Genomic DNA, 24,688 nt, shown 5'->3' with positions numbered 1-24,688 from the left:
CCAACAACATAAATATATTTTCAAAAGAAACAGAAAAACCGAAAAAAAGAAAAAGAAAGCAATTTTACAGGACGGGATTCAGACTAGCAAAAAGGAAACGGAATAAGTCCCGAAGGGTGGTTTGTGAGGTACGAGCAAACCATTATGCCGTAAGCTTTTGGCTAGTCTGATCCATCACGTCCTACCTTGGTTTTCTTTTTATTATTTCTTTTGGCAGATTATAAAAATCCATGATAATTAAAAACCTGACATATACTGCCAATCAAAGTCTTAAAGTGCCAAAAAGAAGAATCTAAAAAGTCTTATAATTACCTTTTGCCTTAAAATCAAAATCATGAAAAAAGATAAGCACAAAAATCAAGAGCAGAAAAAAAAGAAAAAGCCGTTGATACTGCCAAAACCTGAGGAGGAAAAAAAGAAGGAAATTAAAAAAAAGAATAAGAATAAAACTCCATTTATGCAGGTAGACAGGGGTGGAAACATCTTTACAAATTTCTTCTCTAATTTTCTCAAACAATTTAAAAACCCAAAAAAAATAGGACTAAGCAGACTGTTAGATAAGCTATTGGTTATTAAAATTAAGGAAAGTGAAAAGAAGCCAGCAGAGAAGCATGAAAAGCCTTTGGATATAATGGGGTCTGTAAAAACGGTTTTTCGTTATGTAAACAATAATAGCAGGGACAATTTAACTCCAAGCGAAAAAGAATCATTAAGACAACGTACAAACCAGCCACTTAATATTGGCGTTAAGACCCAGCAGAGTAAAGATGAGGAATTAAATAAACCAAGAAAAACCCGCTTAGGGATTTAGGTATTCACTAAATCCAGTGATAAGGTTTGTCCTTGCGGTTGAGGTAGCAGTACATTTCTTCTTTTTGAAGTTCGGGAAAGAATTTTAAAGCACGGGCAATGGCATAATTGGGAAGGAAATAGATTTCGTCACGAATAGTTTTGATAACTTTTTCATGTCCATAAAAAAGCACGATTTCATCTATTTCATCCTGCCCTCCACGCTCTATGATACGGGCAATAATAGTCTTGTAGGCTTTCTCAAAGTCCATAGCATCTATATCGAAATCCCAAAAAAAGACCCGATCCAAATTAGGAACTCTGTTATTTTTTTTAACTACTGCCATATAGTAAAAATACGATTTTTATGCTTCTTATTCAAATTTCTATCTCCTAAATCCACGTCTTTTATTGGGTGAAGGAATTTGATTTTTTGGCTCGGAAAAATTAAAAGAAGGATTGAAAACTGCTTTTTTTAGACGCTGGGTCATTTTGTTCCAGTTGGTTTCTTTTCCTTTCAGGAGTTTAACTTTTTCTTCTCTGTCTATATTTTCATGATGGAGTAAGGAATGAGAAGCTAGTGCGGGATTTCCATTGTATTTGTTTTGGTAAGCATCTAAATAAGTTTTAAGGGGATGATGTTCCAAAAGAAAATACATATCCACAAAATCTTTTATTCTTGTGCCGTTTTGAAATATAGCATGTAGCTTCATAGCACCTATGTCATGTAAAGATACCAGTCTAATTCCCTGCTCGGTTTGAATCGCTTCCTGCCATGGATATTTATGGGCTAGAATATCTACTTTAACCTTACCTATATTTAAAAGCATTGTATTGTCAAATAGATCCCTTATTGTAACAGGATGTTGACTGCTTAAATGCGCAAGCATACATTGTACATCAAAATCCTGTGTGGAGAATAGATCCAAATCGATACTTAATCGATGTCCTATCATTAGGCTTAAGGCAGTGCCTCCTACAAGATTAAATTCCTTCAGTTTTTCATCTTTCATAAGCCTTTGGAGAAGTTCCCACATCTCCTCGGTAACTGTTTCTTTGTAGAGCATAATTTTATATTTTCAGAAAAATTAATTCTGAAAAAGTCCTGCTCTTTTGAAGTGTCCTTTGATGGCTTTATTTGACAGCGAATGTCAAATGCTAAAGGTTTAATACTAGGTTACAAATAAGCCAAATGCTTCCAAGTACTTCCAAACACTTCCAAATTGGAGTTTAATTGCCGATTCTCAGATATATTGGGTTTTAAGTAATAGCATTAATTGATGTCATGGAAAATAAAGAAACAAAGAACCCGCATAAAGGAGGCAGACCTTCTAAAATAGATCCCGCCGTTTACCGTTATTCTATAAGTCTTACTGCAGAAGAAAATACTCGTTTTCTGACTCTTTTTGAAGTATCAGGAATGCATGTAATGGCGCACTTTATTACAGCGTGTGTTTTTCAAAAAGGAATAAAAACAGTTAAGATCGATAAAGCAACAATGGATTATTATATGCGCCTGACCTCCTTTTACAGCCAGTTTCGAGCTGTTGGAGTAAATTACAATCAGGTTGTGAAGATTCTATATCAAAAATTTTCAGAAAAGAAAGCTTCTGCTTATCTGTACAAATTGGAAAAGCAGACAGCGGAATTTGCTGTTCTATCCAAAAAAATCATACAGCTCACAGAGGAATTTGAGGAAAAGCATCTAAAAAAAAAGTCTTGATATGACAGCGAAAATTCCAAGAGCAGTAGGTCTGCAATAGTATTGATTTACGTCAAATGTATGTAACATGCTTTTGAATGTACCATATATAAAGAATTGATAGGATACATTATTTTGTTTTTTTTAATTGCTGGTTAGTACAAAATATATTCTAGGTATACCTGTATAAAATTGGAAAAGGAGATCTTATAATTAGCATTTTATCAAAAGATTGTAAAGCTTACGGAGGAATTTGAAGAACAGTATCTTTTATAGTGTTTTAAGCCAAAGACAGTCACATTGTTCCATTAAAAGCAAAATAATTAAAACTGCAAAATTGTATTTTAAATTAGTTTTGGTTCCGTGAGATACACGGCGTCTTAATTAAATTTAATGATATTGATATGGAAAGTTTAAAAGATGAACAGTTTGAAAATGATGATATTGTATCAAAAAATTATGAAGATTTAGAAAGGGAAAAAGAACAGAAATTAGTAAATCTAATGATTGAAATTATTGTATCATTAACATTGAAAGAATTATATGAAGAGGGCGATTAGATATTTAAGATTTAGTCAGTTAGGGCAAAGTAATGGCTCGATTGAAAGACAGGAATTGTATACCGACCAGTACCTGCAATATAATAATATTCAGTTGGTGGATTCCTTCATCGACAGGGGTAAAAGTGCCAAGACTTTTGACCGTCCTGATTTTATAAAATTACAAGCATTCATTGCTAAACATTATAAATCAGTGGATTACCTGCTTGTAGACCAGCTTGACCGATTCAGCAGAGATGCGGGGGAAGCTATGAACATGGTTAAACAATTTCAAAAAAAATACAGTATACAGATTATCAGCGTGACCGAAGGGATAGTCTTTGATTATGATACACCAGGAAGCTTTTTCAGGGCAGGCTTGCAATTACTGCTTGCCGAAGAAGACAATATCAACAGGAGTATAAAAGTGCGTGGCGGACTCTATACAGCCCGTGCTAAAGAAGGTCGTTTTCTTACCAGAGAGAAACCTTTCGGCTATACTAAAGTTGGAGAAGGAAAACAGAGACATCTCGAAGTAAATGAGATGGAAGCTAAAATTGTCCGATTAATTTATGATATGTTCCTTCGTAATGTGCCATTATATAAAATCAAGGAAATAGCTTACCAGTCAGGTTTTGACAGAAAAGGCAATATGGCTATTGACCGTGTGCTGGCAAATCCTGTTTATGCAGGACTCGTAAAGGTTGAGTCGTTCAAGGATCTGCCAGGAGGTCTTTTTCCAGCCATTCACGAGCCAATAGTGGATAAGATAACATGGACAATGGTGCAGTCCAAAATGAAAAAGGAAGATAAGATAAAAGTAACCGTTGATGATGAGATACCATTAAGAGGCGTTGTAAAATGTCATTGCGGTACACCTCTTACAGGTGCTCCTTCCCGTGGAAAATCTGGAAAATACTTCTACTATTATAAATGCAAGCATTCCAAACATAACAATATAAGTGCTGTAAAAGCACATGAGCAGTTCTTAAACGCCTGCGACCTAATGAGTGTTTCAGAAAGACAGATTAAGGATATAAGAGATGGCAGTTATGCTTCAATTGAGCAGGAAGTAAAAACAAACAAGAAAAAGGCTGTAGACAAAAAAAATGAACTTGAAGAAATACAGCAGAGATTAAATGCTGTAGAAGAAAAATGGTTCAGGGATGAAATAAATAAAGATACTTACGAAAGATGGTATTCTACATATAGTGATCATATCCTGACTCTTACAGCATCGATAGAAAGACTCAACATAAATCAAGGTAAAGCTTTTGAGATTTTAGAAAGTAATCTGGATTTATTGGGAGATATAAGACATATCTACAACAAATCAGGTACTTTGCAGAAACGAGAGTTTGTGAACATGGTGTTCGATGGCAACTTATACTATCAAGAGGGTATATATCGAACACCTACAATGATGGAGATATTTTCTCATAATGCCAGTAAAATGGAGGAAAAAGGATATCTTTTATACAAAAAAAAGAGGGACAACATTTCTGTTATCCCTCAAAGTGGGCGATGAGGGGTTCGAACCCCCGACCCCCTCGGTGTAAACGAGGTGCTCTGAACCAGCTGAGCTAATCGCCCTATTTTACTAGGTTGCTATCATTTTGTGATTGCGAGTGCAAATATAGGCTAGTTTTTCGCTTATGCAAAACATTTCTAAAGAATTTTTACTTTTTATTTTTAAAAAATATTCAGTTTGCTGGTATTTAGTGTTTTAAAAAGTAAAAAAAATGCACTAAAAATGAGTTTAATTCTTGATTAAGGGGCTGAGAGACTAAGTTACTAAGATTCTAAGTTGGGGAACATCACCAAAAATTCGTCTAATCTATATAATCCATGAGCGATTGCGCTACAGGATTACTCTTTCTTGCTGTTTTTGGCTTCAATCCAACGAGACATGTATTTAGTACTGGTTAATGTGTGGTGCTGCAACAATGATCCGAAGAAATTATCCAAACGATGCTGTTGTAAGTTGGAGCGTAAAAATTGAACTTTGACACAAAAATCATTTTCAAACAATTCTCTTGAATACCGTTGATTGATAATGGCGATTCCGTTTTGTTGTGCAGTCTTCCAAAGTTTTTTGTCTTGGTATAATTGGATGGCAGTTTGTGTAAATTCGTCTGCATCATCAGTTACAAATCCATTCCAAGGCAGATTTCCCTGCATAGATTCGGCACCAATAGTGGTTGTAACGCTCGGTGTTCCGCATTGCATGGCTTCAATCAGTTTTCCTTTTATGCCCGCACCAAAACGCAGTGGAGCCAAAACAATTCTTGCATTTTGGACTACTTCGTTGGCATCGATAGCACGTCCTTTGATGTGAAAGCCTTCTTTGGGCTGGTGCAATTGCATTACTTTTTGGGAAGGATAAGCTCCATAAATGTTAAGATTGGCATCTGGTAATTGCTTTCTTAGCAAAGGCCAAATGGTTTCCTTCAGATACTGAACAGCATTCCAATTGGGTTCGTGAAGAAAGTTGCCTATGAAAATAAAATCATTTCTTTCCTCAAAAGAAGGAAGCTTTTCAAAAGTCTTTTCTGAAAGAGGTTCTAGTAAAAAAGGCAAATAATACAGCAGTTTTTCGTCTACTTTAAAAGTGGTCTTCAGTAACTCTATTTCAAATTCAGAAATCATCAAGGAAAGGTCGCATCTCAGAATACTGGCGATTTCTCTTTTGGCAACTTCTTCTTTTAAAGTGTCGGCTATAGTGAAATCGTGATGTGCTTTGAATGCTTTTTGTCTTGCCAATCGCAGACAATGCAAGTCTTCGGTGTCCAATATTCGTAAGGCATCGGGGCAGTTTTCAGCAACACGCCAACCGAATTGCTCTTCAATCATGAATCGGTCAAACAAAACAACAGTGGGATTCAACTCTTTGACAAAAGCATCAAAGCTGGAGCAATTCAAGGCAATTGATTTTTTGTCCACATTCAATGAAGCCAAATCAACCATGTAATCACTGTCCATAGCCGGACTGGCAAATGTAATGGCATAGCCTTGTTGCTGAAATTGATCGATCAACTGCAACATTCTACCACCTGCAGCAGAAGAATTGGGCTCTGGCCATACGAAACCAATGACTAAAAGCGTTTGAATTTGGTTCATAATAATTTGAGATAATGGTGCAAAATAATACAATTTAGATGGTTAAAGCATCATTTTAAATAGAAAATCGGCAGGAATACACTAATTTTGCAGCACTAAAATCACCTGTTATGCTTGGATTAAAATTAGTTACGGACCCACGTTGGGTAAATATTGTAGAAAGTAATATTGAAGAAATATTGACTGATCACGCTTGGTGTGAACAAAAAGCAGCTTCCAATGCCATTAGTTTGATTACTTACAATTCGGAGTTGGAAGAATTGGTAACGGAGTTATTGGTAATTGCCAAAGAAGAATTGGATCACTTGCAATTGGTACACAATTTAATAAAAAGCAGAGGTTTGACTTTGGGCAGGGAACGCAAAGACCATTATGTGAATGAACTTTTTAAATTCATGAAAAAAGATGGAAGCCGCAAAGATGCCTTGGTGGATCGATTGTTGTTTTCAGCGATGATTGAAGCCAGAAGTTGTGAGCGTTTCAAAGTGTTGTCTGAGAATATAAAAGATCCGGAATTGGCTAAGTTTTATAGAGATCTTATGATTTCAGAAGCGGGACATTACACTACTTTCCTTGGCTTTGCCAGAAAATATGTAGACAATTTTGATGTAGATAAGCGTTGGCAAGAATGGATTGAATTTGAAACTTCAATTATTGTCAATTACGGTAAAAACGAAACCGTGCACGGATAAAATAACCTTTGAACGATACATTTTGCAGTTGTGTTCGATTATTGTTATTTTTCTTTTTTGGAAAATGGCAAATGCAAAATATAAACTTTTAGCCCCGATTATAGTGGAAATCCTTATAAGCCGGGGTTCGGCTTATAAGATTGTAACGGAAAGCGGGATGATGTGTTTAAAAATACCCAATCTTTCAGCTCCAAACTCAATTTATTTTTTAATTCATACCAATCAAAGATGGCGGTAACCAATTTTAAATCAATTTTTTTCAAAATATTAAAATATACAGGAATCACCCTTGTGAGTTTGTTGGCGCTGATGTTTATTACGCCTTTGATTTTTTCGGATAAAATAAAGGAAGAGGTAAAGAAGACAGCCAATGAGAAATTAAATGGAGAGCTGAATTATTCGGAGGCGAATGTTTCCTTTTTTAAGCACTTTCCTTCATTGACCTTGACTCTGGCTGATTTTAAGCTCAATGGTTCGGCACCTTTTCAAAATGAAAAATTCATTGCTGCAGATGAGGTTGCTTTCGGAATCAATTTGAGTAGTCTTGTTTTTGGGAAAACTATAAAAGTTGATCAAATTTTCCTTTCCAATTCTTTGATTAATGTCAAAGTAAACAAAAAAGGAGAGGCCAATTATAATGTGTACATTGCCGAGAAGGAAACTGGACCGAAGGAAGAATCGGAAACAGGTTTGAAATTGGAAGAGATCGAAATTACGAACAGTAAGCTTATTTATGACGATCAATCTGCGAATGTTCACGTCGATGCTTTCGGGTTTAATTATCTAGGGAATGGAGATTTTAGCAAGGCGATATTTGCTTTGCATTCGAAAGCAAAAATAGAAAAGCTAAATGTCATTTATGAAAATGAACCCTACTTGATGAATAAAAAAGTGGATGGGGATTTGATTACCAAGATAAATACCAATTCGCTATCCTTTGTTTTTGAGCAAAATGACCTTTCGATTAATAAACTATTGGTTGATTTTAAAGGGAAATTTGATTTTTTGAAAGATGGTTATGATATTGATTTTAAAATAAAATCAAACAAAAGTAATTTGAATGATCTTTTTACTGCTTTTCCTCCTAAATATATTACTTGGCTAAAAGATACCGAATTAAAAGGGAGTGTAGATTTATTACTGACGCTTAAAGGGAAATATATTGCATCTCAAAATCTGGGTCCAGATTTAAATCTGAATTTTAAACTAAAAGACGGATTTGTGAATTATAAAAAAAGCGCTTTCCCGGTTTCTAATTTAAATATGGATATTGCGACAAAAGTGCCTTCTTTGAATCCGGAACTTTTACAGCTGGATGCCAAAATGGTATCTTTAAACATTGGAAAAAATTATCTTAAAACGCAACTGAAAGTTAACGGGATGTCTACCCCAGACATTGATTTGGTTTTAAATTCTCAAATCGATTTGGAGAAATTAAACCGGGCGCTTGGAATTCCAGATATAGAATTAAAAGGAATGCTTGTGAGTGATTTGAAAGCCAAAGGAAAATACGATCAAAAGCAAAGACTTTTTCCTAATGCAAGTGGAACGTTGAATCTGAAAAATGGATTTGTAAAAACTCCATATTACCCAAATCCAATAACCGATATCAATATTGTTTCGAAAATAGACAATCAAAAAGGAACTTATGATGGTCTTTCGGTAGTGTTGAAACCTGCAGGTTTTACTTTTGAAGGAGAACCGTTTTTGGTCGAAGCTGATTTGAAAAATTTTGATGATTTGAATTATGATATCAAAGCCAAAGGGACTTTGAATATCAGTAAAATTTACAAAGTGTTTTCTCAAAAAGGATTGGATGTCGATGGTTTTATCAAAGCAGATTTAGTTTTGAAAGGAACTCAAAGTGATGCCGAAAAAGGGAATTACAGTAAATTACAAAATAAAGGAACACTTGAACTTCGAAATATAAATGTTGAAACGGAGTATCTGCCAAAATCATTGTTGATTAAAGAAGGGATATTCAGATTCAATCAGGATAAAATGTCTTTCAATACCTTTTTGGCTTCCTACGGCCAGTCCGATTTTAAGCTGAATGGGTATTTGCAAAATGTATTCAATTTCATGTCTTCCAAAAATGGAGTTTTAAGAGGTTCTTTTACGCTAAATTCAAAATACATCAATATTGATGAATTTATGTCCAGTAAATCGACAGCACCTGTTGCTACGACAACGGCTGTTCCAGATAGCGCTCCACAACCTACAGTTCAAGAGACAGGAGTAATTCTCATTCCTTCAAATCTAGATTTGCAATTTTATGCAACGGCACATAAAATTAATTATCAAGGACTAATGTTGCAAGACGGGAAAGGCGCCGTGAAAATGAAAGACGGAAAAATGCTGATGCAGAATACTGGATTCGATTTAATTGGCTGCAATGTTGCGATGAATGCCTCTTATCAAGGAATGACACCTAAAAAAGCAGTCTTTGAATATGAAATAAAAGCCACGGATTTTGATATAAAAAGAGCTTACAAAGAAGTGAAAATGTTCAAAGAAATGGCAAGTGCAGCTGAAAACGCGGAGGGAATTGTTTCATTGGATTATAAAATAAAAGGAAGGCTGAATCAACAAATGATGCCAGTTTACCCTTCGTTAATAGGCGGAGGTGTGTTGTCTATAAAAGATGTGAAAGTAAAAGGGATGAAAATGTTTAATGCAGTGAGCGCAACGACAGATCACGAAGCCATTAAGAACCCAGAACTGTCCAAAGTAGATATCAAATCAACAGTAAAAAACAATATTATTACCATTGAACGATTCAAATTCAAATTTGCAGGTTTCAGACCGAGAATTGAAGGAACATCAAGCTTGGACGGTAAATTAAATATCAAAATGAGATTGGGATTGCCTCCGTTGGGGATTATTGGGGTTCCACTTACAGTAACTGGAACTAAGGACAATCCTAAAGTGAAAGTGGGAAGAAAAGGAGATGAAATAGAGGAAATTCAGGATAAGGAAGAGTAAAGTAAGATGGGATTAGCTTGTCAGCTAAAAAAACGGATATAAAAAAAACATTTATCATGTCTTTTTTATATCCGTTTTTTGTTTATTAAAAGTAAATTACTTAGAAAGGATGTGAATTGTGTGGCTTTTTTTGTAAATTTATAAAGGTTTCTTTATTGTTCGAATCTTTAGATAAGGTGCTCAATACATAAATAAAGAAAGCTGCAAACCAGAAATTTAATGTAAAATAATAAGATGAATACTTTAGGCACCAATAAATATTTGTTTTCAAAGGAAATCGATTCTTATTTTGAGGGTGTTTATAATGGTTACCGTTTTACGCTGCGTTTTTTTAAAGAAGCTTTTACATCCCCTTTTCATTTTCGAGAAATTATCAATCAGTGCTTCGAGATTGGATTAAAATCACTTTCGTTAATAACGCTGACAGGCTTTATCATTGGAGTCGTTTTTACCAAACAATCACGACCCTCTTTGGAAAGTTTTGGGGCGGTGTCTTGGCTGCCTTCGTTAATGGGGATTGCTATTATTAGGGCTCTGGGGCCTTTGGTAACCTCGCTCATTTGTGCTGGGAAAGTAGGTTCCAGCATCAGCGCCGAGCTGGGATCCATGAAAGTGACCGAGCAAATTGACGCAATGGAAGTTTCCGCTATTAATCCTTTTAAATATCTGGTTGTAAGCAGGGTTCTGGCTACATCTATTTCTATTCCCATACTTTCATTTTATTGCAGTTTTATAGGATTGGTAGGATCATACTATAATGTTTCGAGCGAAGAGGCAACAAGCTTGCAAGTGTTTTATCATAATGCTTTTTCAAATATTGCTTTTTTGGATATTTTTTCATCGTTTACAAAAGCCTTGGTTTACGGATTTACGATAGGAATAGTCAGTAGTTACAAAGGTTTTTTTGCAACACATGGAACTCGGGGTGTTGGTAAAGCAACCAATCAAGCAGTAATACTTTCCATATTTCTCATCTTTCTTGAAGAGTTAATAATAGTACAGATTGTCAATTGGATTAGATATTTTTAATCATGGAAAAAGAAAAGATTCAATTTGCCAATACAGAAGATACGGTCATAAAAATTGAAGGGTTGTATAAATCTTTCGGCGAACTTGAGGTTTTGAAAGGGATTGATTTGACGATTCAAAAAGGTGAAAATTTAGCGGTATTGGGGAAATCAGGTTCCGGTAAATCGGTTTTAATAAAAATTTTGGCAGGTTTATTAAAGCCAGACAAAGGAACTGTAACCATGTTGGGTAAACAATTGAATCAATTAAAACCAAAACAATTGGATGAATTGCGGTTGCGTATGGGGTTTTCATTTCAAAGTAGTGCTTTGTATGATGGTATGAGTGTGTATGATAATTTGTCGTTTCCATTGACCATGAATGTAAAGAATCTTAATAAAAAACAAGTAAGGGATGCTGTTGAGGAAGCACTGGATGCAGTAGGCTTAATCGACAAAATAGAAAGAGATCCAGAAGAGCTTTCCGGCGGACAGCGAAAAAGATTAGGTATTGCCCGAACGTTAATTATGAAACCTGAAATAATGTTGTATGATGAACCAACAGCAGGTTTGGATCCTGTAACTTGTGCCGAAATTAATGCCCTTATTGTTGAGGTTCAGCAGAAATACAAAACAAGTTCTATTATCATAACGCATGATCTCACTTGTGCAAAAAACACTTGTGAACGCATCGCTATGTTAATTGATGGAACATTTTTGAAAATTGGAACATTCGATGAGGTTTTTGCAACCGACGAAGAACAGATTAAAAAATTTTTCTCCTATAATTTTACACTTTAAATCATGAATGAATCATCAAGTAAACGTCCACTGTATGTAGGTCTATTTATTTTTATAGGTATGATATTTTTATTTGGAGGTATTCTTATGGTTGGAAATCTTCATGAAACTTTTAAGAAAAAAATGCAATTAGTTTCTCTTTTTGATGAAGTAAATGGATTGCAGACAGGAGCCAATGTATGGCTTTCAGGAGTAAAAATCGGGAAGGTAAGGAGTATTAGAATTAGTAAAAGCAGAAATGTTTGGGTTACTTTGGATATCGAAAACACAGCACAACAGTTTATAGTAAAAGATGCTAAAACCAAAATAGGAACGGACGGACTTATAGGAAACAAAGTCGTAATAATCTATGGAGGAACCGAGAATACTCAATCAGTCAATGATGGGGATACTTTGCAGGTTGGGAGTACGTATTCCACCGAGAATATGATGAATACTTTGCAGAAAAACAATGAAAACCTTCTGGCGATAACTACTGATTTTAAAAAAATAAGTCATAAGTTGACAACAAATGAAGGGACAGTTGGGAAATTACTGAATGACAATGTTTTGTATGATAATATAAATTCAGTGGCCTTTTCACTTAATAACGCTTCTGCAAAAGCAGATAAATTAATTGTTTCTCTTAATGAGTATACCGCAAAATTAAATCGAAAGGGATCGCTTGCAAATGATCTGGTTACCGACACAATTGTTTTTAATTCGATCAAAAAATCGGTTTCAGAATTGGAAAAAATGACCAAAACGGCCAATATATTTATGGAAAATCTCAAAGAAGCCAGTGCTAATCCCAATTCGGCTATTGGGGTTTTGTTGCATGATAAAGAATCAGGGGCCAGTTTGAAAAAAACAATAGAGAATTTAGAAAGCAGCTCCGAAAAATTAGATGAAGATCTAAAGGCAGCCCAAAGTAGTTTTTTATTAAGGGGCTATTTCAAGGATAAAGATAAAGAGGCTAAAAAAGCAGCTTCCCAAAAATAACGCTATCTCTATTAATGATAAAAGGATGTTTTAATTTGTAAAATAAAAACAGTACAAATTGCACTTTATGATATTGTCAGTGCAGTTTGTACTGTTCTTTTTTATTTGGAAACTCCTGGTAAATTGTGGTAGATAAAATCCCCGTGAATCCCTGTGAATACTAATTTTAATTGATCGAAAAAAGCTTTGTTGTCTGCTTCTTTCGGCCAAGCTGCTTTTATTAATTCATCTTGCTTTAGGTTTGATTTTTCTATATCGCCAAAAGAATCATAAAAGTAGGCTTCCATGAAATCCCTGCTGTCTGATCCCCAGGCGTGGCGAAAAGGGTAGTATCCTTTGATGTACGGGTCTTTCAAAGTAATTTTCTCATTGTATTCCTTCATTCCTTTTCCTTTTCCGGTCATTGCCATTTGAGATTTTCGGATGTAAACAATCATGGGCTCTTTTGTGGAAGGTTTGAATTCTTTCTGACCAATCGTTTCAATAGAGGAGTAGATTTCGTCAGAGTGTTGCGGAAGATAATAGCTATTTTGTTTGTCGAAAAAAGCGGTTCTGGCTTTTTCATCGGGCCAAGCTTTTTTGGCAAGCTCATCGGAGAGCGTGCCAGCTTTTTCAATATCTTCCCAGGTTTTGAAAACATTGACCAAAATAATTTCAGAGCTGTTTTCGGTGTAATAATGAGTGAGAATTTCAGAACCAATTATCAAATCATTTTTGCTCGTTACTTTGTCAAAGTACTCTTGTTCCGTTGCCTTCCAATCTTTACTGTCCGTATCGTAATTTCTGTGTAGGGTTGTCATCGTAATAAATACAGGTTTGGGGGGATCTTGAGCATGGATATTCATGCTTAGGAGGAATGTTAAAATTAGCATTCCCAACGAAAAAAAGCTTCTCTTTCTCATAATAAACTAAAAATTAAATGATTAATTAACACAAAACACTTATAAAGTTAGTTAATTGTTAATCAAGTAATTATGTAATTTTAATTTATTTTTAAGAGAAAAATTAAGAATTGTTTAAACCTCTTTATTTAACGGCAATTCTGCTACCACAAAGGTACTTCCGCCAACATAGATAAAATCGTCTTTTGTAGAATTATTCTGAGCCACACTATAGGCTTCTGCAACAGAGTTGTATGTTTTTCCGATAAGTGAAAATTGCAATGCTTTTTCCTGTAGCAAAGAAGCATCCAAACCTCTAGGAATATTTGGTTTGCAAAAGTAATAGGTTGCATTTTTGGAAAACAATGGTAATACTTCATCTAGCTCTTTGTCATTGACAACTCCCATTACAATATGCAGGTGATTATAATTCTCTTTTTGTATTTGGTTCAAAACAATTTCGAGACCGTTTTTGTTGTGTGCCGTGTCGCAAATCACTTTTGGATTTGTGCCCAGTTGTTGCCATCGACCTTGTAATCCAGTGTTTTTTACGACTTGTAACAATCCCGATTTTATGTTTTCGTCACTTACTTTAAAGTCAGTTTGTTCGTTCAAAATTTTGAAAGTTTGAATAACTGTTTTTTTATTATGTTCTTGATAATCACCAATTAAATCGGAGGGATATGTTTCTGAAATCAAATCAGATGCAAAGTAGATTTCAGCTTTATTTTCTTTGGCTTTTGCCAAAAAGACAGGCTGTGTTTCTGGAGTATATTCGCCAATAACAACTGGAATCTTGGGTTTGATAATTCCTGCTTTTTCGGCTGCGATAGATTCTAAAGTGTTGCCCAAAAATTGAACGTGATCAATCCCAATATTGGTGATTACAGAAATCAATGGCGTGATAATGTTTGTGGCGTCCAGTCTTCCGCCCAAACCCACTTCAATAATGGCGATATCCACTTTTTCTTTGGCAAAATAATCAAAAGCCAATCCAACAGACATTTCAAAGAAACTCATGTCGTTTTCTTCAAAAAAGGCTTTGTGCTGTTCAATGAATTCGCAAACAAATTCTTCGGAAATTTCGGCTCCATTAATCTTGATGCGTTCCCGAAAATCTTTTAAATGTGGAGAAGTATATAGACCTACTTTGTACCCCGCTTCCTGCAGAATGGAGGCCAGCATATGGGAGGTAGAACCTTTACCATTGGTGCCGGCAACGTGAATACATTTTATCTTTTTATGAGGATTATCAAGATGATCTGCCAGTAAATTAACATTGGTTAAGTCTTTTTTATAAGCCGAAGCCCCTTGCAATTGATACATCGGAAGTTGATTAAACATCCAGTTTGTAGTTTCTTGATAGTTCATTATTTTTTGATAAAATAGTTGTAAATTGAAATAATTTTCGCTTTTTTTAGTTTAATATTACAGTTGAATTATTTTATGCAAAATTGAAATAATTTTTAGAATTAATGATTATAAACCCAAAATAATATATGTTTAGTTTTATACAATTACAAGCTGATACTCTTGCCAATGCTGCGTCCAATGTTGTTATAGAAAAAGTAGCAACCAACAATGAAATCTCCGTTTTAGGTTTTATTCTCAAAGGAGGATTTTTTTTAATTCCCATCGCAATCCTATTATTTTACACCTTTTATCTAATTATAGAGCGCTATTTGTACATCAACAAAGTGTCGAAAGTGGATCCGCTTTTGATGCGGGATGTAAGAGATCACTTGACTGCAGGAAATTTTGACTTGGCCCGTTCCATTACCGAAAGAACCAATACTGCCTCTGGAAATGTGATTAAAGAAGGAATCTTATTAATAGGACGTCCGATTGCTGAGATTGAGTCAAACATGGATCGTGCCGCCGATATTGAAATTGCCGAAATGGAACAGCATCTTGGACAATTGGGATTGATTGCAGGTATTGCGCCTACGCTAGGTTTTATCGGAACGATTTCGGGGGTAATCAAGATTTTTTATAGCATCTCGGTGACCGAAAATATCAGTATCGGGAATATCTCGGGAGGTTTATATGAAAAAATGATCAGTAGTGGTTCAGGATTAATCGTGGGAATTATTGCCTACAGCGCCTATCACTTACTGAACGGAAAGATTGATAATTATGCTTTGAAAGTACAAAAGCAAATATTGGAATTCGTGAATATTATTCAAAAAGCATAAGTCATGTCTATCAAAAGAAAAAGAAGATTTCACGCCGAAGTGGCCACATCCTCCTTGAGTGACATCATGTTTTTTTTGTTGCTGTTTTTCTTAATCATCTCTACTTTGGCCAATCCAAACGTTATAAAAATGACGCTGCCAAAGTCGAAAACTAATGAAAAAACCAACAAACAATACATTAGTTTATCGGTTACCGAAGACAAGAAATTCTACATCGACAAACAACTCGTTGCCTACGAAGAGCTCGAAACCACTTTGATGTCCAAAATAAACACTCGAAAAGACCAAACTGTTATTGTCCGAATTCCGTTCAATTTGCAGGTGCAGGATTTGGTAGATGTATTGCAAATAGGAGTGAAGAACAACTTAAAATTCGTCATCGCCACGAGTCCGAAGTAAATTATAAAAATGAGTTGGGCGTGACCACAATAAAAAATGGGGCTACTTTAGATTATCTAGAGTCGCCCCATTTTTTATTGCGGTCGGGCTATCCATGCTACTTCGGTAGCTTATTCCAAACGAAGTTGACTGAACTCCTATGGAAATAAATGTATAGTGAAGTAATCCCTCACGCAATGTACTGAACCACACAAAATGGGTCATTTCGAGGAACGAAGCAAACTCACTAACAAAAGAACCACCTTAAATAATTGGAAAGTAAATATGGAGTGAGGTTACTTCCGTTCCTCGCAATGAGGAGCGAACTTAATTATAGACTGCTACTAAGGGAAATATCTCCTAAAAAACTAAACCTGTAAACTAGCCCCGATGGAAGTGGCATCTCCCGATTTAGAAAAACAAGGCTTTTTTGCCGTAGTTTTTGTTAATCGGGAATATAACGTACAGCGGGACAACTGTTGATCAGAAAACGAAAAAGTCCTGCTCCTAATTCAGATTGAAGTTGTAAATAATCTTGCCGACTTGTTTTTCGGGAGCGTCATTGCTGGCGTCCCACTTGGTGTTCATCGCGGCAATTCGGGCTTGATCCAGCAGGCATTTTGCAGTGTTTGTAGTGCCTTTTATGCCTGGGATAGCGTTGATGGTATTTCCATTTCGATCCACAGAAACTTCGACAACCACTTTACCGGATTCGTTGCAAGTGTATTTGGGAGCGGGTTTGGAGAGCGCTTTTCTGTTGCCAAGCGAATAACCGGAACCGCCTCCGTTTCCTCCGCCAGAACCACCGCCGCTACCTGGGCCGTAACCGCTGCCATTACCAATACCGTTTCCGGTTCCATTTCCTCCGCCGGTCCCTCCACCAGAACCTCCCGTGCCGTAATAGCCGGTAGCGGCTAAACTTCCGTTGGATTTTCCTTTGTTGCCAGCAGTTTTGTCGTCGCCGTCACCGCCTTTGTTGGAGCCTTTTAGGATGCTTGCCAGAGCGTCATTAGTGGAATTGGATACTTTTGGTTTAACAACCTCGGGCTTGATTTCGGGTTTTACGACAACTTCCGTTTTTTTAGGTTTTTCTTTTTGAGGAATAACAACACTTTCTTCGGTGGCATTCTCTTGAGATAAAATAGCTTCGTCGGGCGTGCTTTTGGCAGGGACTTGTTTGGCTTGGTTTTGAACATTCAACACCTTGCTTTGGGTGTTTTTTCCAGATCCCAAATCACTATCACCAAAGTTTAAGGTAACACCTCCGCCACCACCTCCGCCATCAGCAAGTGCGACATTGTTTTCTGGATTATATGGTGGCCAAAAACGGATGAAAAATAACAGCAACAATAAGGATGCGTAAATGAGTATGGATAGGACTAATGATTTCTTTTGATCGTTGGAAAGGGTAGAACTCATTGTGGAAATTGAATTAAAAAAGTGTACTTATAAAAACGTTGAAAAGTACTAAAAATTGTCAAGAATAAAAAACGACTAGAGTGTTAAACCCAGAATAGGTAATAAAAAAACACGGATCAAACAGTTTTAAAGCTGTTCAATCCGTGTTGGAGATTTTGAATAAATTGTATTTTGTTATGTCAATTGCTTTAAGGCAATCTCAAATGCTGTAGCACTAATGTTTGTTTTGGAGTTGTTTAAGTCATATGCTTTTGCAATGGCTTTTTTGATAGTTTCGGAAGTGTCGTTAAAAATGGCTTCGTCAGTCATTTGCACTTTCTTTTCCATGAAATAAGCGAAAACTCTCGCCATTCCGCAATTCGAAATGAAGTCAGGAATCAAGCTTACTTTGTGATCTACTTCTTCCATAATTGAACCAAAGAAAATTTCTTTGTCGGCAAAAGGAACGTTAGCTCCACACGAGATTACTTCCAATCCATTAGCAATTAAGCTATCAATTTGACTTTGAGCCACCAATCTTGAAGCAGCGCAAGGAGTAAATATTTCGGCACCAATTGTCCAGATTCTTTGGTTGATTTCTTCAAACGGAATCATGTTATCCGCTACCAATTTATTTCCGTCTTTGGCAAGGAATAATGCTTTTATTTCTTCAAAAGTAAAACCTTCTTCGTTGATTAATCCACCGTCTCGGTCAATAATACCTATGATTTTGGCTCCCATTTCGGCCAAATAAAAGGCTGCAGCCGAACCTACATTTCCAAAACCTTGAACAATGGCTTTTTTTCCTTTTACGGAACCACCATAAATATCGTAGAAATGACGTACCGCTTCGGCAACACCATAACCGGTAATCATATCGGCGATCGTGTATTTTCTGGTTACGTCTGGTGAGAATCTTGGGTTTTCTATTACTTTGATTACACCTTGGCGCAATTGTCCAATTCTATTGATTTTATCAGCTTCCGTAGGTTTGAAGTGTCCGTTAAAAACACCTTCTTGCGGATGCCAAACACCACATTCTTCGGTCATTGGAATTACTTCGTGAATTTCATCTACGTTCAAATCGCCACCTGTTCCGTAATAACTTTTTAATAATGGGGAAACCGCTTTGTACCAACGTTGCAAAACCCCTTTTTTGCGGGGGTCGTTCGGGTCAAAATTGATTCCAGATTTAGCACCACCAATCGCTGGTCCAGAAACCGAAAATTTCACTTCCATGGTTTTTGCCAATGACAAAACCTCATTCATATCCAGTCCTTTTCTCATTCGGGTTCCACCACCTGCAGCACCACCGCGAAGAGAGTTAATCACTGTCCAGCCTTCAGCTTCTGTTTCAGAGTCTTTCCAGTTGAAAATGATTTCAGGAGCTTTATTTTCAAATTTCTTTAATAAATCTTTCATATTATTGTGATATATTTATTTTCGACAAATATATAAAAGGTTTTATGAGAAATATGTATTTGGTTTAAATTTTTTTGCCTCTGAATTTCACCAATAAAAAAGTGCTTTTGTATCTTCGATAGATAAAAAAGCACTTCTTTTTTTGGTTCTTTTTAAAAGAGAATGAGCATGACGGCATTGGTATTGGCAACCAATGCTGAGTCATGCTCATTTATAAATGTGGTATTTAAAGTTTTTTAAACAGTAAATAATGATTATTAAATTCCTAATAAACTATTTTTTAATTCTTCATCTACTGGATTGTCGCCTAGCCAAATACCGAAAAACACTTTTTTGAAATCAAATCCAGGAACTTTTCCTTTAAGGGTACCATTCTTTGTAACCCAAACAGAACTGTCAGTTGGATTATATGTTAATTCAAAAACATCTCCTCTTTTAATTTCGTCAGCCAAGTAGCTTTTTAATAATTCCATTTTTGGTTTTAACGTATTGAAATCGGTTCCTGCAGATTTTTCAAACCCTGTTTGCATAGCTCTGGTTAATTTACCAGAAGAAACTAATGCAGAAGTAATTTCAATTCGAACAGACATTTCTAAATTGTCGTTAATAATTTCTTTCGGATTTTGGGATAATTGGCTTAAATACAAAGCTTGAATATATACTTCGACCCACATTTTAGATCTGGATCCTGCACCATTCAGTTGCAATGTTTTGTTTTCAAATTTCATTGTTCGAGGAATAGTTACTCCTTCAAATACGATTTGTTTTTGTGCATTTGCCTCAGAAAACAAGGCAGAAATAACTAGTGTTATTATTAATAATATTTTTTTCATTGGTAGGTGAATTTTTAAATTGGAAGCAAAATTAATGCTAAATAGTTAAAAATCCAGTTTCAAATCACTGTTATTTTGTTAAATGCGTAAAAGATGTTGGTTTGATTGGATGTTTCTTGTCAAAATGTAATCACTTAGTAAATAATGACTTACATATATGGTGAAAAATGTCCTAATTTGGATTTAAAATTGGATTGAAAACAGTTGGAATGCTTTTATGAAATAATACAAAATTGATTTTTCTAATATGTTCTGTACTTAAAAACTATAAATTACTCCAGAACTGTGGTCGTATTTTGCTCCTGTTACACTCTGAAGTGCATTAACTTCTTCCCGCATTTTTAAAACACCCAGTAATGCAAAAATTAAAGCTTCTTTGAATTCCAGGATTTTTTTTGACGGTATGATAACCTCCATTTCTGGCAAATGAAATTGAATTCTTTCGATCAAAAAATCATTGTAGGCACCTCCTCCTGTAGTTAGCATGCTTCCTTTTTTCTTTGGCAAAGCCAATGCTATTTGGATAGCTATATGTTCGGTATAGGTTTGTAATTTGTCTTCAATGGATATTGGATAACGATCTACTATTGGCAAAACAACTTCTTTTACAAATTCGAAGCCCAATGATTTTGGGTGTTTTTTTTGATAAAAATCCAAAGCGTTTAATTCATTAAGTAAATCAGCATTGCAATTGCCTGTTCTTGAAATTTGACCTTTGTCATCATAGTCCAGTCCCAATTGATTGGCATAAAAATTAAGAACCGTATTTACGGCCGAAATATCAAAAGCAATTCGTCTATTATTTTCTTCAAAAGATACATTTGAAAAACCACCAAGATTCATACAATAATCATATTCAGAAAATAATATGCGATCGCCGATGGGTACCAATGGAGCTCCTTGTCCTCCCAATTGAACATCTTGGACTCTAAAATCGCAAACTACTTTTTGTTGTGTAAGTTTTGCAATTTCAGGTAAATTCCCAATTTGTAGTGTAAAGCCATTTTGGGGTTGATGTAAAATCGTGTGTCCATGCGAACAAACTGCATCTAAATTTTCAATGGTGTGCTTTTTTATGAAATCAGAAATGATGGATGCCAATAGTTGAGTGTAGTTTTTGTTTAATTCCAGTAGTTCATTTTTACTGTAATCTACAGCTGTTTTTAGGATTGAAATCCAACTTAAATTGTAAGAAATAGTTTCGCATTCAAGTATTTCAAATGCCCATTTGCTATCTTTTATTTGAAATTGAATATGAGCCAAATCGACTCCATCTAGCGAAGTTCCTGACATCACTCCGATAACGTTATAGTAATCTTTTTTCATAGGCCAAATTTACGATTCAAAATTGAAAATTTCATAATTAAAAAGTACCTTTGACAACATTTTTAAAACAAAAAACAATATTTATTTTATATTATTATGGATTTTAATCTAACCGAAGAACAATTAATGATACAGCAAGCAGCGCGAGATTTTGCTCAAACTGAATTGTTGGAAGGAGTAATAGAAAGAGACGAACACTCTAAATTTCCTACCGAACAGGTCAAAAAAATGGCTGAACTTGGATTTATGGGAATGATGGTTGATACCAAATATGGTGGTTCTGGTTTGGATAGCGTTTCTTATGTTCTTGCAATTTCTGAAATTGCCAAAATTGATGCTTCGGCAGCTGTTATTATGTCTGTGAATAATTCATTGGTTTGTGCAGGTTTAGAAAAATACTGCAATGAAGAACAAAAGATGAAATATTTGGTTCCACTCGCCAAAGGAGAGGTAATTGGAGCATTTTGTTTATCGGAGCCAGAAGCTGGTTCGGATGCGACTTCACAAAAAACTACTGCGATTGACAAAGGGGATCATTACTTATTGAATGGGACTAAAAACTGGATTACCAATGGAGCATCAGCTTCAACCTATATTGTGATTGCCCAAACTGATATTGAAAAAGGACATAAAGGAATCAATGCTTTTATTGTTGAAAAAGGTTGGGTTGGATTTGATATTGGTCCAAAAGAGAAGAAAATGGGTATTCGTGGTTCCGACACTCATTCCTTAATGTTTAATGATGTGAAAGTGCCTAAAGAAAATAGAATTGGAGCCGATGGTTTTGGATTCAATTTTGCCATGGCGGTTTTAAACGGTGGACGTATCGGTATTGCTTCTCAAGCATTGGGAATTGCAACTGGTGCTTATGAATTGGCGTTGAAATATTCTCAAGAGCGTAAAGCTTTTGGAAAAGAAATTTTCAAACATCAGGCAATAGCTTTCAAATTGGCTGATATGGCCACACAAATTTCGGCAGCGAGATTGTTGTGTTTTAATGCAGCTTACCAAAAAGATCAAGGAATGGATATTTCTCAATCTGGTGCAATGGCTAAATTATTTGCTTCACAAACCGCTATGGATACTACGATCGAAGCTGTACAAATTCACGGAGGAAACGGTTATGTAGCCGAGTATCATGTAGAGCGTATGATGCGTGATGCGAAAATTACTCAAATTTATGAAGGAACTTCCGAAATTCAACGTATTGTAATTTCAAGAACCTTAATCGCATAATTGATTTTCTATAAATCGATATAAAAATCCAAACTTGAATTTTCGAGTTTGGATTTTTTATTTAACCGAAGCATTTTTTTGAACAAGACTTTTTTTATTTTTACACGAATTGGCAACACACTTATAAATTGTTATGTACGACGAATTAAAATATTGGTACCTTCGGGATCACAAATTATTTTGGACATTGAGTATGTCACAAATTAAGCAGTTGTGTATTATTACAGGTTTTAAAAAAGCCAAAAAAGGAGATGTCATCTATTTTTCTTCCTCAGATGTACCAAGAGTTTTTTTACTGAAAAAAGGCAATATCAAAATTGTTGCTGTCGATGAAGATGGAAATGAAACTATCAAAGACATTATCCAAAAAGGAGATTTGTTTGGTGAATTGACCTTGGAAAATGATGTAAATTCCAATGAATATGCAAAAGCATTGACGGATGAAATCATTATTTGCAGTTTTTTATTATCCGATTTTGAAAATTTATTGCTTCAAAATCCTAGTTTGGCTTTGTCTTACACCAAGTTTGTAGGGTTGAAAATGAAACGCATTAAAAACAGTTATGCTAATTTAATTTCGAAGGATGCCAAAACCCGGTTGTATCAATTCCTAAAAGATTGGGCTGAACGAGAAGGTAAGCGAACTGATAATAGAGTTGTTCTTGAAAATTATCTAACTCAGAATGATATAGCTCAAATTATTTGTACTTCCAGACAAACTACCACGCAATTGCTAAATGAAATGGAAACCAAAGGCTTGTTGTATTACAATCGAAAAGAAATCATCATTGAAGACATCACTAGATTATAATTTTTGAGGAGGGAAAATCGTCCATTACCTTGCGTTTATTGTCCATTTTATAACTTTTAAAGCTGTCGCATCTTTGTAATGTCAATAACGACAAGCAAATTTAAAAACAATTAAGATGACAACTACAACATTTTTAGTCCCAACAAGATCAGAAGTTTCAGAAAACAACCAAGCAATTTTTGACAACCTGCAAAAAGCATTAGGATTTGTTCCTAATTTATATGCTACAATTGGATATTCAAAAAATGGATTAGAGCGTTTTTTAGCCTTTCAGAATGCTAAAACTACTTTATCCAATAAAGAAAAAGAAGCGGTAAATTTAATCGTAAGTCAAGTTAACAACTGTACATATTGCCAAAGTGCCCACACTGTTATTGGGAAAATGAATGGTTTTACAGATGAGCAATTATTGGATATCCGAAGAGGAAAAGCTACTGATCCAAAATTGAACGCATTAGTACAACTTGCTGCAGAAATTACTAAAACTAGAGGAAATGCTAATTCTGATTTAGTAGACGCTTTTTTTGCTCAAGGTTATACTAATGAAAATCTAATTGATTTGATGCTTTTAATAAGTGATAAAACAGCAATGAACTATTTACACAATTTAACACAAGTGCCAGTTGATTTTCCTTTGGCACCAGCTTTATAATTGTAATTCGTGTTCAAAAAGGTTAGATTAAGATGACAAAGAAACATTAATCAAAAAGCCCCAAAATTTAATTTTTTGGGGCTTTTGTGTGTTTTAATTATTGGTAGAGTTTGACTCTACCGACATTAAATTGAGATAGTAGCATTAAAATGGTAATTTTACTGAATTAGAAATTCGTTCACTCTAATCGTGACAATTCTATTTACAGGGAAAATTGTCCATCATCTTACGTTTTTTATCCATTTTATTTTTGAGTTTCATATCGCAACTTTGTACCGAATTAAAACAATACAACTATGACAACGGAAAATAATCTTAGCTCCATTACAAATTTAGAATACAAAGCCTACTTTCAAAAAGGAATAAATTACAATGAATACAAGGAACACATGGCAGATGATTTGGCTGCTAATTCTGATGTCAAAATAAAAGAATACATTAGCTTGAATCAGCATCGTATGCATCGTGTGGAAAAAACATATGTTGTTTCAAATAAATTAATGAAAGAAGTACAACTCTTAAAAAACAAAACCTATTGGTTGGTTTTAACTGAGCATTGGTGTGGTGATGCTTCGCAGATATTACCAGCATTGCATAAAATAGAGGCAGAGAGCGAAGGGAAAATTGAAATGAAATTAGTTTATAGAGATCAGAATTTGGAATTGATGGATCAGTATTTAACCAATAACGGTCGGTCAATTCCAAAATTAATTCAATTGGATTCTAATTATAATGTAACTGGTATTTGGGGCCCAAGACCGGAATTTGCGCAAAATTTAGTTAAGGTGTTAAAGTCCAATCCAACAACGGCAGACACCTACGCAAATCAGCTTCATTTGTGGTATGCAAAAGACAGACAAAAATCTTTAGAAATTGAAATCTCTGAACTTTTAGTGCAATCCACGTTATTGCAAATAGACGCTTTATCTTAATTTAAAAT

General features: G+C 35.1%; 24 protein-coding genes and 1 tRNA gene. 15 read left to right on the top strand and 10 right to left on the bottom strand.

Translation table 11 applies throughout. From position 1 onward, the window contains the following. The first annotated feature begins 334 nt into the window (after nt 1-334). Nucleotides 335-811 carry a hypothetical protein gene (locus HQN62_RS18085; protein WP_173505378.1) on the top strand — a complete coding sequence of 159 codons (477 nt, stop codon included), beginning with the start codon at nt 335-337 and terminating at the stop codon, nt 809-811. A gap of 7 nt (nt 812-818) precedes the next feature. On the opposite strand, the gene HQN62_RS18080 is transcribed toward HQN62_RS18085, so the two are convergent. Then, nucleotides 819-1,136: a DUF6922 domain-containing protein gene (locus tag HQN62_RS18080; protein ID WP_173505377.1), complete on the bottom strand. Its 318-nt coding sequence runs from the start codon at nt 1,134-1,136 to the stop codon at nt 819-821. A 39-nt stretch (nt 1,137-1,175) separates the two neighbouring features. Next, nucleotides 1,176-1,856: a nucleotidyl transferase AbiEii/AbiGii toxin family protein gene (locus tag HQN62_RS18075; protein WP_077376663.1), complete on the bottom strand. Its 681-nt coding sequence runs from the start codon at nt 1,854-1,856 to the stop codon at nt 1,176-1,178. 218 nt (nt 1,857-2,074) lie between these two features. Here HQN62_RS18075 and mobA point away from each other — a divergent pair, with 218 nt between their 5' ends. The 3 genes from mobA (at nt 2,075) to HQN62_RS18060 (ending at nt 4,558) form a co-directional block, all read left to right on the top strand. Then, on the top strand, nt 2,075-2,512 hold the full coding sequence (mobA, locus tag HQN62_RS18070; RefSeq protein ID WP_173505376.1) for a conjugal transfer protein MobA: 438 nt from the start codon (nt 2,075-2,077) through the stop codon (nt 2,510-2,512). A gap of 383 nt (nt 2,513-2,895) precedes the next feature. Further along, the gene (locus tag HQN62_RS18065; RefSeq protein WP_173505375.1) at nt 2,896-3,051 is read left to right on the top strand and encodes a hypothetical protein; all 156 of its coding nucleotides are present in this window, start codon (nt 2,896-2,898) and stop codon (nt 3,049-3,051) included. Next, nucleotides 3,035-4,558 (top strand): recombinase family protein, encoded by a 1,524-nt coding sequence (locus HQN62_RS18060; protein WP_173505374.1) that lies wholly within the window; start codon nt 3,035-3,037, stop codon nt 4,556-4,558. The genes HQN62_RS18065 and HQN62_RS18060 overlap by 17 nt, the downstream gene beginning before the upstream one ends. On the opposite strand, the gene HQN62_RS18055 is transcribed toward HQN62_RS18060, so the two are convergent. Both HQN62_RS18055 and HQN62_RS18050 read right to left on the bottom strand, forming a co-directional pair. After that, nucleotides 4,549-4,623: transfer RNA gene (locus HQN62_RS18055), tRNA-Val, on the bottom strand. The genes HQN62_RS18060 and HQN62_RS18055 overlap by 10 nt on opposite strands. Before the next feature lie 276 nt (nt 4,624-4,899). Further along, nucleotides 4,900-6,150, bottom strand: coding sequence for a glycosyltransferase (locus HQN62_RS18050; protein WP_173505373.1), 1,251 nt, complete (start codon nt 6,148-6,150; stop codon nt 4,900-4,902). A gap of 110 nt (nt 6,151-6,260) precedes the next feature. Here HQN62_RS18050 and HQN62_RS18045 point away from each other — a divergent pair, with 110 nt between their 5' ends. The 5 genes from HQN62_RS18045 (at nt 6,261) to HQN62_RS18025 (ending at nt 12,616) form a co-directional block, all read left to right on the top strand. Continuing rightward, on the top strand, nt 6,261-6,842 hold the full coding sequence (locus HQN62_RS18045; RefSeq protein WP_116797109.1) for a MiaE family protein: 582 nt from the start codon (nt 6,261-6,263) through the stop codon (nt 6,840-6,842). A 228-nt stretch (nt 6,843-7,070) separates the two neighbouring features. Beyond that, nucleotides 7,071-9,827: an AsmA family protein gene (locus HQN62_RS18040; protein WP_173505372.1), complete on the top strand. Its 2,757-nt coding sequence runs from the start codon at nt 7,071-7,073 to the stop codon at nt 9,825-9,827. A 234-nt stretch (nt 9,828-10,061) separates the two neighbouring features. After that, a complete protein-coding gene (locus HQN62_RS18035) occupies nt 10,062-10,856 on the top strand; it encodes an MlaE family ABC transporter permease (protein ID WP_173505371.1) in 795 nt (264 codons plus the stop codon). 2 nt (nt 10,857-10,858) lie between these two features. Beyond that, nucleotides 10,859-11,635 carry an ABC transporter ATP-binding protein gene (locus HQN62_RS18030; protein WP_173505370.1) on the top strand — a complete coding sequence of 259 codons (777 nt, stop codon included), beginning with the start codon at nt 10,859-10,861 and terminating at the stop codon, nt 11,633-11,635. Between the two features lie 3 nt (nt 11,636-11,638). Continuing rightward, complete coding sequence (locus HQN62_RS18025) at nt 11,639-12,616, top strand: MlaD family protein (RefSeq protein ID WP_173505369.1); 978 nt, start codon at nt 11,639-11,641, stop codon at nt 12,614-12,616. Nucleotides 12,617-12,717: 101 nt separating this feature from the next. On the opposite strand, the gene HQN62_RS18020 is transcribed toward HQN62_RS18025, so the two are convergent. Both HQN62_RS18020 and HQN62_RS18015 read right to left on the bottom strand, forming a co-directional pair. Then, nucleotides 12,718-13,416: a hypothetical protein gene (locus tag HQN62_RS18020; protein ID WP_173505368.1), complete on the bottom strand. Its 699-nt coding sequence runs from the start codon at nt 13,414-13,416 to the stop codon at nt 12,718-12,720. Between the two features lie 216 nt (nt 13,417-13,632). Then, entirely contained in the window at nt 13,633-14,868 is a 1,236-nt protein-coding gene (locus tag HQN62_RS18015) for a bifunctional folylpolyglutamate synthase/dihydrofolate synthase (RefSeq protein WP_173505367.1), read from the bottom strand. A gap of 128 nt (nt 14,869-14,996) precedes the next feature. Here HQN62_RS18015 and HQN62_RS18010 point away from each other — a divergent pair, with 128 nt between their 5' ends. Continuing rightward, entirely contained in the window at nt 14,997-15,692 is a 696-nt protein-coding gene (locus HQN62_RS18010) for a MotA/TolQ/ExbB proton channel family protein (RefSeq protein WP_116797116.1), read from the top strand. A 3-nt stretch (nt 15,693-15,695) separates the two neighbouring features. Next, on the top strand, nt 15,696-16,091 hold the full coding sequence (locus HQN62_RS18005) for an ExbD/TolR family protein (protein WP_173505366.1): 396 nt from the start codon (nt 15,696-15,698) through the stop codon (nt 16,089-16,091). Between the two features lie 486 nt (nt 16,092-16,577). On the opposite strand, the gene HQN62_RS18000 is transcribed toward HQN62_RS18005, so the two are convergent. The 4 genes from HQN62_RS18000 to HQN62_RS17985 form a co-directional block, all read right to left on the bottom strand. Further along, entirely contained in the window at nt 16,578-17,489 is a 912-nt protein-coding gene (locus HQN62_RS18000; protein ID WP_173505365.1) for an energy transducer TonB, read from the bottom strand. 174 nt (nt 17,490-17,663) lie between these two features. Further along, on the bottom strand, nt 17,664-18,890 hold the full coding sequence (locus HQN62_RS17995; RefSeq protein WP_116797119.1) for a Glu/Leu/Phe/Val dehydrogenase dimerization domain-containing protein: 1,227 nt from the start codon (nt 18,888-18,890) through the stop codon (nt 17,664-17,666). A gap of 257 nt (nt 18,891-19,147) precedes the next feature. Beyond that, the gene (locus HQN62_RS17990; RefSeq protein ID WP_116797120.1) at nt 19,148-19,723 is read right to left on the bottom strand and encodes a chalcone isomerase family protein; all 576 of its coding nucleotides are present in this window, start codon (nt 19,721-19,723) and stop codon (nt 19,148-19,150) included. Between the two features lie 258 nt (nt 19,724-19,981). After that, nucleotides 19,982-21,049 carry an anhydro-N-acetylmuramic acid kinase gene (locus HQN62_RS17985; RefSeq protein WP_173505364.1) on the bottom strand — a complete coding sequence of 356 codons (1,068 nt, stop codon included), beginning with the start codon at nt 21,047-21,049 and terminating at the stop codon, nt 19,982-19,984. A gap of 96 nt (nt 21,050-21,145) precedes the next feature. On the opposite strand from HQN62_RS17985, the gene HQN62_RS17980 reads away from it, so the two are divergent. The 4 genes from HQN62_RS17980 to HQN62_RS17965 all read left to right on the top strand — a co-directional run bounded on the left by HQN62_RS17980 (nt 21,146) and on the right by HQN62_RS17965 (nt 24,680). Then, the gene (locus HQN62_RS17980; protein ID WP_173505363.1) at nt 21,146-22,285 is read left to right on the top strand and encodes an acyl-CoA dehydrogenase; all 1,140 of its coding nucleotides are present in this window, start codon (nt 21,146-21,148) and stop codon (nt 22,283-22,285) included. Nucleotides 22,286-22,418: 133 nt separating this feature from the next. Beyond that, nucleotides 22,419-23,096: a Crp/Fnr family transcriptional regulator gene (locus HQN62_RS17975; RefSeq protein WP_173505362.1), complete on the top strand. Its 678-nt coding sequence runs from the start codon at nt 22,419-22,421 to the stop codon at nt 23,094-23,096. A gap of 115 nt (nt 23,097-23,211) precedes the next feature. After that, on the top strand, nt 23,212-23,748 hold the full coding sequence (locus tag HQN62_RS17970; protein WP_173505361.1) for a carboxymuconolactone decarboxylase family protein: 537 nt from the start codon (nt 23,212-23,214) through the stop codon (nt 23,746-23,748). A gap of 296 nt (nt 23,749-24,044) precedes the next feature. Further along, nucleotides 24,045-24,680: a thioredoxin family protein gene (locus tag HQN62_RS17965; protein WP_173505360.1), complete on the top strand. Its 636-nt coding sequence runs from the start codon at nt 24,045-24,047 to the stop codon at nt 24,678-24,680. Nucleotides 24,681-24,688: the final 8 nt, after the last annotated feature.

It is taken from the genome of Flavobacterium sp. M31R6 (genome assembly GCF_013284035.1).
GTDB lineage: Bacteria > Bacteroidota > Bacteroidia > Flavobacteriales > Flavobacteriaceae > Flavobacterium.
Note: the sequence above shows the minus strand (reverse complement) of the source record. Positions and strands in the feature narration are given on the sequence as shown.